Source organism: Paenibacillus sp. IITD108 (assembly GCF_036541265.1).
Taxonomy (GTDB): Bacteria; Bacillota; Bacilli; order Paenibacillales; family Paenibacillaceae; genus Pristimantibacillus.
The window spans coordinates 1-15315 of record NZ_JAZHCT010000039.1; the positions used below are offsets into that span (position 1 = coordinate 1).

Consider the following 15315-nt stretch of genomic DNA (forward strand, 5'->3'; position numbering starts at 1 on the left):
GGACACATCCCACCACCTAACCGCATCGAAGCCGCCCTTCAGGCTTAAGATAGTAGGACGTCGTGAATACAATAACGTTATGGGAAATTACTGAAAAAAATAAAAATCTAGAACTAAGGAGCAATAGATGAAGAAAAAAATTATCATAACATTATTTATAATACTTATCCTTTTATCTTTTATATATTTTCTTCTTTGCCTACAGGAAAAGAAGAATGTGAAAACTACATTAAATGGATTCTACGAGGATTTCATTGATGAAGAGTATGCGGATCTTTATAAATATTTTGATATAAAATACAGAAATGACTTGGATTTTACCGAAAAACAAGGTTCTATTGCAACATTTCTTATAAATTATCGACATTGGTATGGTGATATTAAAGGAATTCAATATAAGCCAATACTCTGGCTTGGTAAAAATAAGCGATATGTTTTCGTTGAAGTAGAATATGGACATGATAGTACTACGACAGAGACGGATAGGATTATACTTGAGAAAATAAATAAAGAATGGGTAATTACTCAATATATTTCAGGATCACCTATTAAATTGCCATGACCGCAGATAAATATTTTTGTAAGTCGTTCGTAGGAAGTCAGTAAAATCACATAACACCCCATCCACACATCGAGCTGGCGCTCTCGGTCTGCCGAGGAATTTCGAGGAGGAGGAATCAGCAGATACCCTCACCGACTAAGATAAGAGCTATCTAAGTCGGTGGGGTTCGCGAATGTGACGACGTTATCAGAAAGACCATAAGGGGTGAAAAATATGAAATTATTTAAACCTAGCACAACAATAAAATTTAATGAGTGCAATACTGAACCATCAATTATTACTCCGTTGGGTACAGTTAATCTATCGCTTTATTATGGTGATCTTGATATCTTGTTAGAGAAACCGAATTTTAATAAAGTACTTACATCCGGAGGACGGATATATGGATGGGAAGCTAGAAACATTATTGTTGAAACTGTAATTTCTAATCCACCAATTTATATTCCGGAAACGATGAAAATAGATAGTGCTGTAGGTATTCTAATAAGAATATTATGTGAAACAGATAACATTTCCCTGAGATTTTTAACGTATTGGTCACAAAGATGTTGGGAAGATGGGGGAAGTGATACAGGACAATACCTGGAAGCATCGACTTGGGATAAAGATTGTCGGCGTCTATCTATAGGAGCCGAGGACTCGGAATATATGGTTCAAAGAATGAATGGTAATAAGTTAATGCCTATAAGATTAAGAGATTCGTATGATTTAGTAATGAGTAATGAAGAAGGGTTAACAATAGAACTTCCGAGTATTAGAGTTAATGAATTATGCCAATTTCATGTATATATAGCGTGGAATTCTATTTCAAACAAATATGATGCTTCAACTTGGTATGCTGTAGATCAAAGTTCTGAACAAATACTTTCATTTGAAGCTTTACTATAGAAACTCATGGAAGAATGGTCCCTCTGATAACACCATATTCACGCATCGAACCATTCGAAGAGCTATCTAAGGGGAATGAACGTCGTGAATATCTGAACGTTAGACGAAATTAACAAGATTTAAAAACATAAGAAGGACGTAAGTAACAGGAACAATCGATCTTCTTTTTTTGGTATATCATGGTAGAATAGTAAAAGACAATTGAATCTTGGGTGGGCATAGTATCCCTTCGAGCATAAGCTTACGAAGTAAGTTTCCTTCGGAAACTTTGTAGGAGGTGATACTATGGAAGTAAAAGATGCAATAACGATTATGTTCCTATTTGGAATGTTTATCCTTGCACTTTTAACATACATCAGCGATAACAACAAGAAAAAGTAAGAACCCACCCCAAGGTTGACGCCAAAGGTGGGTTCTTATTCCTCTTTAGACTCTAGAAGGGATAAACCCATCCAAGCCAATTGTTCAGCCGAGTGTTTGCCGCACTCGGCTTCTTCTAAAATATGATAACACAACTGGAAAAAGAAGTGAACAGAAGAGTGTTGAGAAAATGAATTAAGGCAATATAAAAATAAACTTAAATTATAAAGACATGTAAAGGCATTAAGAATAATTGTGTGCTTTTACAAGAAGCGTTAACTTCGCCTAACACCATATTCACGCATCGGGCTTACGCTCTCGGTCCGGTAGAAGTTGTTGAACAAGTAAGCGGAATTAGCCGGACACATCCGACTTCGTCGGACGTCGTGAATATCTGAAAGTCAAAATTTCTACTGATGAAGGAGAAAATCAATGAGTAAAGCAAGGGAAGTTTTTCAATTCAAAATCACCTTAAAAGGCACAAAACCGCCAGTTTGGAGAAGAATACAAGTTCCTAAAACTTATTCGTTCTGGGACTTACATGTGGCAATTCAGGATGCAATGGGATGGACCGATACTCATTTACATGAGTTCTCTATCGTAAATCCAAAGAACGGGAAGAAAGTTTTTATTGGTATTCCCGACGAAGAATTTTCGAGCGGAACTCTTCAAGATTGGAGTAATAGGATATCAAGATTCTTTACATCAGAGAATAAGGTTGCTGCATATGTTTATGATTTTGGAGACTATTGGGAACACCGGATTGAATTTGAGGGAGTATTTCCGGGAGAAGACAAGAAAAATTATCCAACTTGCTTGGCAGGTAAGAAAGCACGACCACCTGAAGATTGTGGCGGGATCTATGGCTTTCGAGAAATTTTGGAGGGTAATCATCCAATGCAAGATGAATACGATTGGTTTGAACCAGATGATTTCGATTTTAAGAATGTAATTTTTTCTGATCCCAAAGCGAGATTCGATCAGAATTTTGAGTTGATTTAGCGAGCTCAAAGAGGTGTAGAAACTTCGTCTAACACCGTATTCACACGTCGAAGCCTGGTGGCTGCTCAGTCCGCGCGATGCAATATCATTGAAGTCAACTCAGCGGACAACCCTACGAACCTAACCGCGTCGCAGCCGCCCTGTTGGGGATTAAGGTTCTCGGGTTCGTGAATACGAGGGACGTTATGCGAAATTAACGAAGTTTAAGAGCAACAATGATTTATTAAACCATTTTGTTGGTATAACATGGTAGAATAGTAAAGACAATTGAATCTTGGGTGGGCGTAGTATCCCTTCAAGCATATGCTTTCGAAGTAAGTTTCCTTCGGAAACTTTGTAGGAGGTGATACTATGGATATAGAGGATGCAATAACTATCATGATTCTTTTCGCTACATTTGTCATTGCACTTTTAGCATATATTGCAGATAATTACAAGAGAAAGTAAGAACCCACCCCAAGGTTACACGCCGAAGGTGGGTTCTTTTACCTTTTAGACTTTAGAAGGGATAACCCTATCCAAGCCAAGTGTTAGCCGCACTCGGCTCTTTTAAAATATGATAACACAATTGGAAATAGAAGTGAACAATATGAGTACTGAATTAAAGAATATAGTGAAGCATTAAGAAGAGTTGTTATGCTAGTTAGTCAAGAAGAGTTAACTTTGTCTAACATCATATTCACGCATCGATTCTTTTGGATCCCAGTGCACAGAAGAGATTTCGGGAAGCTATAAGCTGCGGACACATCCATTCCCCTAAGGTAAGAGCAGCTATTTGTGGGGAATAGACGTCGTGGATCTGAATGTTAGCTGAAACGCCACAAATTCAAATTTATTATTACGTCTTACAGAATAAATAATATGTAAGGAGTATAACTTGAAAAAAACACTTTTAATAGGACTATGTGTAACTTTAATTTTGATCTTTATACTAAATATAAGTATACCGAACGATCAAAAATACATTGATTGGTTACTAAGTGAACATGGTATTTCATGTACTAGTACAAATATTATGAATGATTGTACGCTAATGAATGAGAATAAACCTATTGATTGGAAATCAAGACATGTTCGAAACACTGGAATATACATTACAACAAGGGATAATTTTAAAGATCAGGAAGGAAATTTATATGTCGTTAAGTCAATTGGAATTATGTTAAAGTTCTATAGAAGGTAGGTGTAATTCTAGGAGATGGACAGGCGGACAACCCTGCGAGGTTATGTGGCCAAGCTACCTGGGTGACTGTCGCTTTAAAATTTTAGGGTTCAAGAATATAAGTACTTTAGTTAAAAAACTAGTGCGAGAAAGGAAAAAACAAAATGATTAATCTAAGACTTACAAAAGATTTATTGAAAGACATGAAAATAACTTCAGTTCAAGACATGAATGTGCCGTTATTTTTAAGTTGGCATGTAAATATTTATAACTTGAACAAACGCAAACATATCGTCTTTGTGAACGATTTAACAAGATTAGCTATAATCATTGATGGAATAAGAACAGGACAGTTAGAGCGTTTGAAAGAGAAATTCTTGTTGACTCTTCATGAATACTTGCACATAGAGGGAGTTAAAGAGAATTTGATCAATACATATTTAGAGTATGGTTCGGAAGTAGTTATTTCAAAGACAAACAGTAGAAGTGTACTAGGAACGATGAAGGAAGTTACGTTTTTCATTGAAGATGATTTTAAAGATAATTTTGAACGATTGAAGTGGCTGAACAGATTAATTCATAAACCAATTGATTATGCGAAACCAATAGATTTTTTTAAGGAATCAATTAAAGATCATAAGAACTACAACACATTGTGAATACGAACTCAGGGAAAGAGGTGATGTGGTATGAAAATGTTCCAGCATCAATTAGTTGCATTGTCGGAGAGGATTATTAATTAAGTAGAGAGTTCGAGATATCGGATTTCTCTACAATATCAGGAGGAGTCCGAAATGATTTTATTAAAAGCAATTGATAAGAGTAATTGGGAAGAATGTATTCAACTTAAATCAAGTCCAAATCAAAAAGGATTTATTGCTTCTAATCTTTACTCGATTGCGGAAGCGCAATTTTTAGAAGGATTTAATACTAAGGCAATCTACTACGGTGAAATTATGATTGGTTTTACAATGTTTGGTCTAGATCCGGATGATGGAAACTATTGGATTTACCGATTCATGATTGACGAGCGATTTCAAGGTCGAGGATATGGTCATCAAGCAATGCAATTGGTAATTAGTGAGATTAGAAATGCCAATGATCGAACCAGTATTGTGATGCTTGGTTATAAACCAGACAATGAACGCGCGAAAAAGCTATATGCAAAAACGGGATTCAAAGAAGAAGGCATGGCTCCATGGGGAGAAATGCTTGCGAAGTATACTTTTTCGTAAGGCATCCCAAGGAGGACACGAATATCGTCGTCTAGCATCGTATTTATACTGAGGGACATAATGGTCCCTTGCTTCGGAAGCTGAAGTGAAGAAACGATTATCGGGACATATCCATTTTCCTAAGATAAGACTATCTAAGGAAAATGGATGTTTTGAATGCGCAAACGTAAGCTGAAATCTTCAGAAAAAGAGCCAAACTATTGAAGACAATTACTGTTTGTATACGAGTATTCAGGGGAATACCCCAATAATAGCGGGAGGCGAAAGTATACTATGTCTGAGGGGATGAATTTAAAAGATACAACAATCAAATGCACGAGTGACCAAAAAGATGAAGTTAACTTGATTGCAGCTGAATTGGGATCAAATTCTACGCAAAAAGACGCGATCGATCATTTACTCCGATTAAATCGTATGAAGAGAGAAGAAGAGGCCGGTCGTACCATTCCACGATTAGATGATCTTCGCTACCTCTTTTCGAGATTCGAAGGTATATACTCAGAAATGTATCTATCAGCGCGTGACCAAGAAGAGCATTCAGTTCAGATTATCGAGATCCGTAGTAAAGAAATAGACGATCTAAAGTTACGATTATTTGAGATGAAAGAAATGTTGGAGAATACCCAGCAAGAGGCTTCACAACAAATAGAAGAAATGAACAACTCAGTAAGTAGAATCGTAGAGGAGAAGGATTCCGAGGTTAACAGAGTCAGAGGTGAAATTGCCTTAGTAAAGGAAGCATCCGAAAAAGAATTAGAACAGATGAGGTTACTCGTTAAGGAGTCACAGGAATCAAAAGAACAATCATCTTAGTACTTGGGAAAATAACAATGGATAGATCCCTAATACATCAGTAATGTTGATTCCCCAAGCCATCAATGTACCTTCTTCCATTAGTGCTGCTGTTTGTCTAGAGGCCCCTGCCAATTGCTTCACATTTGTTAGACCAGTCACTGTAATTGGAAAAAGACGACATATTGTTGTCCCATCTCCTAATTCGCCATAGGACCAATCCCTCACCGTACCATCTGTCATTAGCGCAAAGGACTTTCGCTCCCTGTTGACAGTTGCTTCACATTTGTTAAGCCTGGCACTGTTGTTGGTATAAGTTTTGACGTAGTTGTTCCATCCCCTAATTGACCACTATTGTCCCCCCCCAAGCCTTCACCGTGCCATCTTCCAAAAGAGCTGATGCATTGATAAACCTTTCCATTAATTAAAGTCATCACCAGTAAAAATACTGGAATTAATTGCGTTTGGAGCAGCATAAACATTTTGCTTTGAATGAATATAAACAATAGATTGTAGAAAAATAGTTAAAACAAAAATCTAATACATGGTATACTCTTTATCCTCAAAATATCCATCCCTTCTGTACAACTTTAAAATGAAACTTCTAGATACCTTTTTTAGTTAAATAAGACATCTGAATTATTTAGTCGAAACTGCGGAGAGCTGCATGGGTAGAAAACTTACAAAAGTAGAAGCTCGCACAATGAATTGGTTGTCTAGCTGTGAGCCAGACACATGTAATCACATAGTAAATTTCATAAATGAAGCCGCTCATCGACAACAACATACATAAATGTCGGATGACAAGAATATGAGCCGATTAATTACCGCGTAAATCGCGGTTTTTTTGTTTTATCGGTACATAAACACGATAATTGACAATTTTCCGTCTTTAGGTATAGCAATCGCTAAATATCATTTTACTTTTTTACATAATTCGATCTTATTTCTTTAGTTTCGACAATCAATTACAAATTAACCCTCTATCCAAAAAAGTTAATATATGGACAATTAAGATATAGATTAAATTTTGTTTTTTGAGGGTGGTATTTAATCGAAATTATGAAGCAGTAGGAATTACAATCAAATGATTATCTTATAATAGGCCTCATAGGATACAAATACGACAGTAATGGTAGGCTAACCGAATTTATCCTTCTTGAGACCGCATCGTACTGTTGTACGATTTAAACGGAAATCTAATATCAAAAACGAGAGTTCCACAGAGTTAAGGTAATATCGTTTTTTTGTACCATTATTAATAATTATGTAGATAATAATCAGTTATGTAAAAACGTAAGAATCTATTGTAGCGGAGGTAAAAAAATGAAGAAGAAAAACCGCATTTTATCATTCATTCTTATCATTTGTATGGTAGTTAGTATCTTTACCAATACCAGTATTACCCAGAAAGATAACGCTTTCGCAGAGGGAAACGAAGAAGTATTTACCTTATCCATTGAGTCTATTGTAAATAGATATGAAACGACTGATTTATTTGTACAACAGCAGCTTGACGCAGGATATTCATTGAATCAAATCTACACGGTATTCTTTCTTGCTGAACGAGAAAATTCAAATTTCGAACAAGCGTTAGCAGCCTTGTATCCATCAGAGGTTAATCTATCTGCCGAAGTGCAAGGAACAGTAGTAAACGAATTAGGCGATCCGATGTTAAGGGATGTTACGGTAGTAGAAGCGACCTACTTCGAATTGGAAGAGTTGATCGGGACATTTACTAAGAATGTTACTGTAGAAGAAGCCACCTCTCTATCGAAAGAACCTGATATTACGACAATTGATTCAGATGTTCCAGTTGAGGAGAGTCCCACTTTAGAAGACGAGGAGTTGCTTCTAGCAGCTAATTTTTCAGCAGAGCCACCGATTTAGGAACACCCACCAGTTTATGATAAATCTTCTATAAATGAAGCACCTTATAGTGTTGGTATTAACAATGAAACCATTTCTACTTTAACAGGTAGCTTATCTATGCAACAAACGGACTTGACGCTACCCGGAAGAAACGGATTATCCTTTGAATTAACCAGAAAATATGATTCTAAATCTGCTCAGTTCTATGAGATAGAGCACGGTGAAAATTACTATGATGCACCTGTTTATCTCTATTTTGTAACATTTAATGCTGTCAAAAAGCCTCTTATTCCTCAATATATTGTGAAATATGTAGAACAAAAATTCTCCGAGGAAGACTATAACAATGATGGAATTCCAGATTTTAGAACCGGTATTTTGTCGGGGACTACTAAAACTTGGGGGGTATATCCTACACAAGCACTAGCTGACCAAGCAAAGAATGCGGGTCTGTATTATAGCACGCCCACCGCAGCTGATACTAAAACTGTTAGTGAATATAGAATCAGTAGCACAGCTCCAACTATTCCTTACAATTCAGGAGGATATAGCGGGACATTGACTAAAGACGGGGCTCCAGAAGTATACGATGGAAGCTATACACCACAACACTCAAAACCAATGACTAGCACATGCGTAAACACGCGTCCAGGAATGTATGATGCACAAGGTCAGTGGACTGCCAGTGGGGATTGGACAAATCCTTGTCCAAGTTCAATCCAGTATAACAGCGGCGGTTATTAAGGAACACTACAACGTACCCCTATCACCACTGAGAATGAAGCATGTGCTAAAGATCCTAATAGAAAAAATCAATCATGTACACGGATGTCTACAGCAAACTATTCCGGTACAGTAACTAAACCAGCTTCTGCTGATACAAGACGATATATACAAAAATATACCGGTAATGTTACAAAACCAGGGAATTCAGGTTTAGAGAAATTTGATGCTTGGGTTCCAAATGGAGGGTTATCATATAGATATGGTTATAGGATAGGGACAACATCGGTTGACGTCACTTATGTTGAAGGGCCAGGAACTACCGTACAGTTAGCAATGGGACCGTTCGAAAACTATAATGATGCGATTGCCAAAAAGAACCAGATTGATAATTCACAGGAGGGTAAGGTAAGAGTTGAAGATGACGAAAGTAATAATTACTATGTTGCTACACCTACTAGCTCCTCAGTAAATAATGTACTGGTTGGCACATATCCAAGCTCAACCTATTACAATAAAACGAAAACTCCTATAGACCAGATTATGTTCCCAATCGGAAAAGGCTGGTCTTGGAGTCTTCCTTTTATTGAATCCAACCAAGGAAAGAAATATCTGCATATGGCTAATGGTGGAAGTTATGAAATAGTTGGCACGACACTCAAAGGTTATGATTGGGAAGGTTTAACCTTTAATCCCGATACAACGGTGAAAATCAATCCGAATACAATTAATGAGGAAACTTCCAGCTATTCATTATCCTCCGTAAGTGGGACATGGAAACAGCATTTCTCATCGGATGGTCGACTTATTCGGATATCCGACGCCTATGACAATACGATAGAATTTAGCTACACGCAGAATGCGACCTATGGTAGAAAGCTGTTGAGTCAGGTGAAAGATGCTATTGGAAATACCATTCAAATTACTTATTCAACTACAGAGGTTATCGTTACGAAAGGAAATCAGACGGTTATCTATAAGAAACGAACAGACGCAGGAATGGAGTTACTTGAGTCGGTCACTGATGTTGAAGGTAGAAAAACAACCTATGAATATAAATTAAAAGGCGCAAAGTCTAACCTATTTAATTACGATCCATTCCGAGCGATTTCTAATTCCTACGCACTAATAGAAAAAGTCAATCATCCTACTGGAGCTATATCGGAAATTATCTATGAACCAAGCCCAGTTAAGCGCTACTCGAGTACGTATGGCGTAAATGAGGAGTACCGCGTATTCTCGCGCCAAGATACGATCGTATACGATAATGGACAATCCGAGGCTTTCAACCGGCAAACCTTTGATTATCATGATGTTGACTACGGTCAGTCCTATGGACAAGACCTCATGATTATGACCACTGTTAACAATGGGACTATATTAAGTACGTCACATTATAAGAAAGATTTTATCAATGATCAAACACCCACTCAAATTTATCTGGAGAAGACTGAAACGAGTGCAGATAATGTAATTAAAACGTCAACGAATGCGTATAGCAAAAAGGTTGGCGCACGGGCTTATCCTGTTTCAGTCCCAACTTCGACTATAATGACCGATAATAAAACCCCTGATATATTAACTACGAGTATTACGTATGATGATTATGGGAATGTACTGCAACAAGTTGATGCAACGGGAGCCACTACAACCTACACCTATGACCCAATCAAATATTTATTACAGACTGTGAAGTCACAAGTGGATACAAATAAGCACCTATTCACCGCGTACTCCTACAACCCACAAGGTGATGTCATCGAAACTATAGTCAGAGCTAATAACGCTGAAGGTGAAGTGCTGCAGCAAGTCAAGTATGAAAACAGGGATATTCATGGTAACGTAACAACTAGAACCGTCATGAATGGTGATAAATCTAGTGTGACTACCATTGAATATGGAGCTGACTCTCATTATGCTTTTCCAACTAAACAATCGGTCAATGTGACGAATGTAGATGGAACTACATCGGTTGTATCTACGACAGCGATATTTAACCCGTTAACAGGGCTTATGTCATCTTCAGTAGACGGAAATAATAATGAAACCACCTATGTATATGATGATCTTGGCCGGATCGAGCAAGTTACCTATCCCGGACAGGAGACTTTTTCCGCTCTATACAATGATGTATTGAATACTGTTTTGATAAAAAATGAAATAGGAAACAAAACTCAGATTAAATGGAATGCGCTCGGGTGGAAGATGGAAGAAGGAGCCTTCGAATGTGCCGTATTACTTGGGGAATGTAACGAATACAAGAAGAAAGCGAAATACGGATATGATTCGATTGGAAGAAACGTATGGAGTGAGGATGCAGCCGGAAATCGAACTCAGTATGCGTACGATAATTGGAGTCGTCCAACAATCACAACCAATCCACTAGGTGACGCTTCTACTATCTCTTACAATGATTCTACACGGCAGATAACACAGGCGGACCCAGAAGGCAATAGGCAAATCCAGAGCTTAAATAAATACGGCCAGGTACTAAAGTTGGAAGAACAGCCGAAGCAGATCCCTAACCAGCCGATTGTACCACCTGTCCTGTTATCCGAATATGTCTATAACCCCATTAACGGCAAATTAAAGCAGCAGACGGATGCCAAGACTAATGTGACGAATTACAACTACGATTTGAATGGACAGTTAACATCCGTATCCAATGCCATAAATGAGACAACCGAGTATACCTATGATCAATTAGGTAATCTAGTGAAGACAACATCGGATGGAAGATTCAAGGAGAAGTTCTATGATGAGCTGGGACGACTCATACAGACAAAAGACGAGATGGGTCAGCCAGAGGATATATACTATGACGGTAATGGAAATGTAGTTAAACGAATAGACCGTGAAAGGAATACGACGAACTATGTATATGATAATCGTAATCGATTAATCACACAAGCTAGTCAGGACCAAACCGTGAGCTATACGTATGATGACTCCGGTAAGCGACTAAGCATGGGAGTTGGTACAGAAATAACTACGTATCAGTATAAGCCCTATACTGAACTCTTAGAAAAACTTTCCTACCCCGATGGATTATCAATGACAATAACCTATGATCAGAATGGATTACGCGAGAAGATGACAGGGCCATTTGGCCAAGATACGTATTATGGATATAATACCTTGAATCAACTTGAAACCGTTGGAACAATCGAATCCGTTGTGGGGACAAATGAGAATGTCGCAGATGCTAGGTATACGTATTTCAGAAACGGACTGTTGAATAATTCACTTAGCTTAAATGGAGTTAATAGTAACTATGAGTATAGCGGCAGCCAATTAACCTCACTCAAGCACAGAACGAAGTGGCTGTTAATAGCTACGACTATCAATTCGATGCGAATAAAAACATCAAAACGTGAACAGAGAAACGTTTTACGGGTAGCAGCACTACCACCGACGTTGATAGCTTCACTTATGATGGTCTTAATCGAATCGAGACCTCGACGGATTACGCTGAAACCTATACCTATGATAAACGAGGTAACCGTTTAACATTGGATTCGCAGCAGTCACCTAATTTGAGTTCTATGCAGAACACCTTCGATAAGCAAGATCGGTTAACACAAGTTATTGTCGATGGTAAAACAGTACAATATAGATATAATGGTGATGGTCTGTTAATTGAACGTTCGTATAACGGAGAGGTTACTCGTTACTACTATGATGGAGGATCTATCATTGCAGAGGCAACAGTAGTTAATGGGGCTCCTACACTCAAGGCAAGCTATATACGGGGTAACAAACTTGAGGCTATCCAATATGGCAATGGTACAAAGGCATACGTTCAATACAACGGCCATGGAGATATTGTTGAACTTAGAGATAAGGATGGTGCAATTTTAAATCAATACAGCTATGATATCTGGGGAAATCCTATCATAGAAGAAGAAACGGTCCATAATCCTTTCCGCTATTCAGGGGAGCTATGGGATGATACAACTAATTTGCAATATTTACGTGCACGGTGGTATGATCCGTCAATTGGTAGATTTATGAATGAGGATACGTATGAAGGGGAGATTAATAATCCTCTTAGTTTGAATCTTTATACGTATGTGCATAATAATCCGTTGAGGTATGTTGATCCTAGTGGACATGATGCCATTATCATTACTAATCCAGATTTAGCTTTCGGATTTGGTCACACCTCGTTGATTATTCAAAATGCTAAAGGTGAATGGTCATATTTTTATTATGGTGATAAGAGTGTTCAGTTTGAAAAAGTGGATCCGAGTGCTTTATTGAGCTTAAAAGAATTTAATGAGTGGGGGAGAAAACAAAAATTATCTGGGTTCGGTGAAATAGAAAGTGCTGGATACACATTATCGACTTATATACAAGGGGATTTTACTAAATCATATCTTTCCGCTGAAGAAATGGTGAAAACATATAACAATATTAAAAAAACCAATGGTGATAATCCAGAATATAATTTAATTACGTGTAGCTGCCATACCAATTCAAAGGATTTATTATCCATGGGCGTCTTATATAATGGGGTAAGTATGGAAAGATTTATGGCTACGTTGGCTACTAACGAAATTAAATATGGGGGCATGTCTGGATTCAGCATACCTAATATTGGACATTCTATGTTTTCTAAGACTTTTTACAACAATGCTTTTACTAAAAAAGAGTATCGAGAACAACTTGAAGTAAATCTGGCTGCGTATAACGATGCGAATTGGGTTTTAAAGAAAATCACAAAGGCTAACTTTCATATGTATAGAATTAATATTCTTCTAGGTCAAACACCATAGAGAGGGAGTTTATGCATGGATAAACAAAAAATAATGATTGGTATAGTCCTTGTTCTTATGCTAAGCAGCGCGACATATTTTGTTTATCAGAAAGTAAGTGGGTGGGAACATGACAAAGAGGAGTTCAAACAGAATGTGGAGTTGTATTTAAAATCAGAATACCCCAATGTTATATTAAAAAATCATACAACTGAATATGGTTTCAAAGAAATGAAGTACTATTCGGTGCTGACATCTAATGATGATGTGGTTTTTGTAGTACAACCTAGCTATTATGAGTCATTTCAATGTAACTATTTTATTGCAAAGTGGGAGAAAGTCCTCAATGATGAAATTGTTACATCTTTACAGCGAGCAATTCCATTAGATGCAACTATTAAAGTTATAATTAGTTTGACCGAGGATGAAGCAAGAAACAATAGTGTACAGTTTAACGTCAATAATTTCTTGGAAAAAAACGGGAATTTAACCGAAATAATTATTGGTTATTACGATAAAGAAATCTCAGAGGAACTTATTGAAAAAAGTTATGAGGTTATAAAGTGGATGGGTAATCAAAACTATAATATGAACTTCTTCATTCAGTTCAAGGATCGTCGACATTCTATACAGATTGCCCTAGAGGACATTACAAAAATAAACAAGTGGGAGGATCTGAAGCAATTTATGGGAGCATAAAATATCTTAGTATTATGAGGTACAACCGTACTTACAGATATAGGAGAAAAACCTATTGAGGATATTAAAATAGGTAAAGAACCGACAGCGAAAAGAACATGAGTAGAGCAGTCAATCTAGCTCTAGCTGTCGGTTTTTCTTCATTCATCTTACATAGAGTAAGGTCACTCATACTTTATAGTGGGAGGGTGTGCCATTAAGTATTATATTTGTAGTGGATGAGCTTGATTCAGAAGTGCGATTCAAGTGAACGAGTAGATTTTCTCACAATTACTACATTATTTCATCAAAGAAATTTGACAGTTAACTTATTGAAAAAATTGGTTTGCCTTCTTCTAATAAAGTGAAATTAACCATAAGTCCAGAGAAAACATATGAGTATAATAGTTTAAATCAACTAGAAAGAATTAGAATAGGTAATGATTTAGTAAGGCATATTTATAATTTGCAAGAACAGCTTATTTCTATTGAATATAACAGATATATAGAAGTTCATTTTATATACGACAGTAACGGGAATTTACTTAGTAGATACTTGAGCAATTAACAATTGAGGATTCGACGAATGATTAGTTGAAACATTAACTTCTAAGTCAAACCGCAAGTTAATCGAATAAAAGCAACTCATATCTAAATTTCACAGGGAAGAGATAAAATATCTATGAAAAAAAAGGTGGCCTTGTTTTTTCTAATCATTGCTTTAATGATCTCCACATCGTTTCCGACAGGTAGTATATCAGCTTTATTAACACAAAGGTAAGAAAGGAGTTGGCAAGCAAATACCAATTATCATTCTTAAGAAACTTGGATAGTTTTGCTGAAAAAACCAATATAATTGATGAAAAAGGAAATAGATTTCATTTTACCACAACTGGGTTTAAGCATAGATATGGATTAAAATTGTTTAAAATGGGATTAAATATGGCTCAAGTACAAAAAACAATTGCAAACGTCACTTCAGAAATGCTAATGAAATACGCTAGAATATTTCAAAAGGATATGTAGAATATAAAAAGGCTGCTCTTCAGATTGTTGATGATCAGCCTTTGTTATATGATGAATGAACTTGGAGCAATTGGCTTAGAGACCGGCGGTTTATTTATCGATAATGGCTGGCTAAGGATATTAGGGGCAGGAAATCAGAACCGCTTTCAAGGGGATTAGGCTTTTTTAATTTATCCACATTTATGGTCATTAGAGGGAAAAGATATTGAGAACACATCAAAGAATGCAGTCAATGTTAAAGAAATATGGGAAATGCAT

At 36.8% G+C, this 15315-nt stretch carries 17 protein-coding genes; 15 read left to right on the forward strand and 2 right to left on the reverse strand.

Translation table 11 applies throughout. The features are described from left to right. The first annotated feature begins 127 nt into the window (after nucleotides 1–127). The 8 genes from V1L65_RS24340 to V1L65_RS24375 all read left to right on the forward strand — a co-directional run bounded on the left by V1L65_RS24340 (nucleotide 128) and on the right by V1L65_RS24375 (nucleotide 6022). Nucleotides 128–562 (forward strand): hypothetical protein, encoded by a 435-nt coding sequence (locus V1L65_RS24340; RefSeq protein ID WP_331701874.1) that lies wholly within the window; start codon nucleotides 128–130, stop codon nucleotides 560–562. A 213-nt stretch (nucleotides 563–775) separates the two neighbouring features. Further along, complete coding sequence (locus tag V1L65_RS24345; protein ID WP_331701875.1) at nucleotides 776–1450, forward strand: hypothetical protein; 675 nt, start codon at nucleotides 776–778, stop codon at nucleotides 1448–1450. Between the two features lie 285 nt (nucleotides 1451–1735). Then, nucleotides 1736–1831 carry a competence inhibitor ComI gene (gene comI, locus V1L65_RS24350; protein ID WP_331701876.1) on the forward strand — a complete coding sequence of 32 codons (96 nt, stop codon included), beginning with the start codon at nucleotides 1736–1738 and terminating at the stop codon, nucleotides 1829–1831. A gap of 411 nt (nucleotides 1832–2242) precedes the next feature. After that, entirely contained in the window at nucleotides 2243–2812 is a 570-nt protein-coding gene (locus tag V1L65_RS24355; protein WP_331701877.1) for a plasmid pRiA4b ORF-3 family protein, read from the forward strand. Nucleotides 2813–3190: 378 nt separating this feature from the next. Next, the gene (locus tag V1L65_RS24360) at nucleotides 3191–3259 is read left to right on the forward strand and encodes a putative holin-like toxin (RefSeq protein WP_331701927.1); all 69 of its coding nucleotides are present in this window, start codon (nucleotides 3191–3193) and stop codon (nucleotides 3257–3259) included. An 879-nt stretch (nucleotides 3260–4138) separates the two neighbouring features. After that, nucleotides 4139–4633 carry a DUF6933 domain-containing protein gene (locus V1L65_RS24365; RefSeq protein ID WP_331701878.1) on the forward strand — a complete coding sequence of 165 codons (495 nt, stop codon included), beginning with the start codon at nucleotides 4139–4141 and terminating at the stop codon, nucleotides 4631–4633. 135 nt (nucleotides 4634–4768) lie between these two features. Then, a complete protein-coding gene (locus V1L65_RS24370; RefSeq protein ID WP_331701879.1) occupies nucleotides 4769–5209 on the forward strand; it encodes a GNAT family N-acetyltransferase in 441 nt (146 codons plus the stop codon). A 273-nt stretch (nucleotides 5210–5482) separates the two neighbouring features. Beyond that, nucleotides 5483–6022: a hypothetical protein gene (locus V1L65_RS24375; RefSeq protein WP_331701880.1), complete on the forward strand. Its 540-nt coding sequence runs from the start codon at nucleotides 5483–5485 to the stop codon at nucleotides 6020–6022. Here V1L65_RS24375 and V1L65_RS24380 read toward each other — a convergent pair. Then, nucleotides 6014–6244, reverse strand: coding sequence for a hypothetical protein (locus V1L65_RS24380; protein ID WP_331701881.1), 231 nt, complete (start codon nucleotides 6242–6244; stop codon nucleotides 6014–6016). The genes V1L65_RS24375 and V1L65_RS24380 overlap by 9 nt on opposite strands. Next, nucleotides 6244–6483, reverse strand: coding sequence for a hypothetical protein (locus tag V1L65_RS28790; protein WP_442955717.1), 240 nt, complete (start codon nucleotides 6481–6483; stop codon nucleotides 6244–6246). The genes V1L65_RS24380 and V1L65_RS28790 overlap by 1 nt, the downstream gene beginning before the upstream one ends. An 844-nt stretch (nucleotides 6484–7327) precedes the next feature. Between V1L65_RS28790 and V1L65_RS24385 the strand changes: the two genes are divergently transcribed. The 7 genes from V1L65_RS24385 to V1L65_RS24415 all read left to right on the forward strand — a co-directional run bounded on the left by V1L65_RS24385 (nucleotide 7328) and on the right by V1L65_RS24415 (nucleotide 15216). Continuing rightward, a complete protein-coding gene (locus V1L65_RS24385; RefSeq protein ID WP_331701882.1) occupies nucleotides 7328–7891 on the forward strand; it encodes a hypothetical protein in 564 nt (187 codons plus the stop codon). 72 nt (nucleotides 7892–7963) lie between these two features. Then, nucleotides 7964–8617 (forward strand): hypothetical protein, encoded by a 654-nt coding sequence (locus V1L65_RS24390; RefSeq protein WP_331701928.1) that lies wholly within the window; start codon nucleotides 7964–7966, stop codon nucleotides 8615–8617. Between the two features lie 84 nt (nucleotides 8618–8701). Then, nucleotides 8702–12106: a hypothetical protein gene (locus tag V1L65_RS24395; RefSeq protein ID WP_331701883.1), complete on the forward strand. Its 3405-nt coding sequence runs from the start codon at nucleotides 8702–8704 to the stop codon at nucleotides 12104–12106. Between the two features lie 35 nt (nucleotides 12107–12141). Further along, a complete protein-coding gene (locus V1L65_RS24400) occupies nucleotides 12142–13374 on the forward strand; it encodes an RHS repeat domain-containing protein (protein WP_331701884.1) in 1233 nt (410 codons plus the stop codon). Nucleotides 13375–13389: 15 nt separating this feature from the next. Further along, complete coding sequence (locus tag V1L65_RS24405; protein WP_331701885.1) at nucleotides 13390–14052, forward strand: hypothetical protein; 663 nt, start codon at nucleotides 13390–13392, stop codon at nucleotides 14050–14052. Nucleotides 14053–14820: 768 nt separating this feature from the next. Next, the gene (locus tag V1L65_RS24410; protein ID WP_331701886.1) at nucleotides 14821–15057 is read left to right on the forward strand and encodes a hypothetical protein; all 237 of its coding nucleotides are present in this window, start codon (nucleotides 14821–14823) and stop codon (nucleotides 15055–15057) included. Nucleotides 15058–15105: 48 nt separating this feature from the next. Further along, on the forward strand, nucleotides 15106–15216 hold the full coding sequence (locus V1L65_RS24415; RefSeq protein WP_331701887.1) for a DUF2625 family protein: 111 nt from the start codon (nucleotides 15106–15108) through the stop codon (nucleotides 15214–15216). Nucleotides 15217–15315: the final 99 nt, after the last annotated feature.

Coding starts and splice junctions, on each gene's coding strand:
- V1L65_RS24340 (WP_331701874.1), top strand. CDS start 128: ATGAAGAAAAAAATTATCATAACATTATTTATAATACTTATCCTTTTA.
- V1L65_RS24345 (WP_331701875.1), top strand. CDS start 776: ATGAAATTATTTAAACCTAGCACAACAATAAAATTTAATGAGTGCAAT.
- comI (WP_331701876.1), top strand. CDS start 1,736: ATGGAAGTAAAAGATGCAATAACGATTATGTTCCTATTTGGAATGTTT.
- V1L65_RS24355 (WP_331701877.1), top strand. CDS start 2,243: ATGAGTAAAGCAAGGGAAGTTTTTCAATTCAAAATCACCTTAAAAGGC.
- V1L65_RS24365 (WP_331701878.1), top strand. CDS start 4,139: ATGATTAATCTAAGACTTACAAAAGATTTATTGAAAGACATGAAAATA.
- V1L65_RS24370 (WP_331701879.1), top strand. CDS start 4,769: ATGATTTTATTAAAAGCAATTGATAAGAGTAATTGGGAAGAATGTATT.
- V1L65_RS24375 (WP_331701880.1), top strand. CDS start 5,483: ATGTCTGAGGGGATGAATTTAAAAGATACAACAATCAAATGCACGAGT.
- V1L65_RS24380 (WP_331701881.1), bottom strand. CDS start 6,244: ATGACAGATGGTACGGTGAGGGATTGGTCCTATGGCGAATTAGGAGAT.
- V1L65_RS28790 (WP_442955717.1), bottom strand. CDS start 6,483: ATGTTTATGCTGCTCCAAACGCAATTAATTCCAGTATTTTTACTGGTG.
- V1L65_RS24385 (WP_331701882.1), top strand. CDS start 7,328: ATGAAGAAGAAAAACCGCATTTTATCATTCATTCTTATCATTTGTATG.
- V1L65_RS24395 (WP_331701883.1), top strand. CDS start 8,702: ATGTCTACAGCAAACTATTCCGGTACAGTAACTAAACCAGCTTCTGCT.
- V1L65_RS24400 (WP_331701884.1), top strand. CDS start 12,142: ATGCAGAACACCTTCGATAAGCAAGATCGGTTAACACAAGTTATTGTC.
- V1L65_RS24405 (WP_331701885.1), top strand. CDS start 13,390: ATGGATAAACAAAAAATAATGATTGGTATAGTCCTTGTTCTTATGCTA.
- V1L65_RS24415 (WP_331701887.1), top strand. CDS start 15,106: ATGATGAATGAACTTGGAGCAATTGGCTTAGAGACCGGCGGTTTATTT.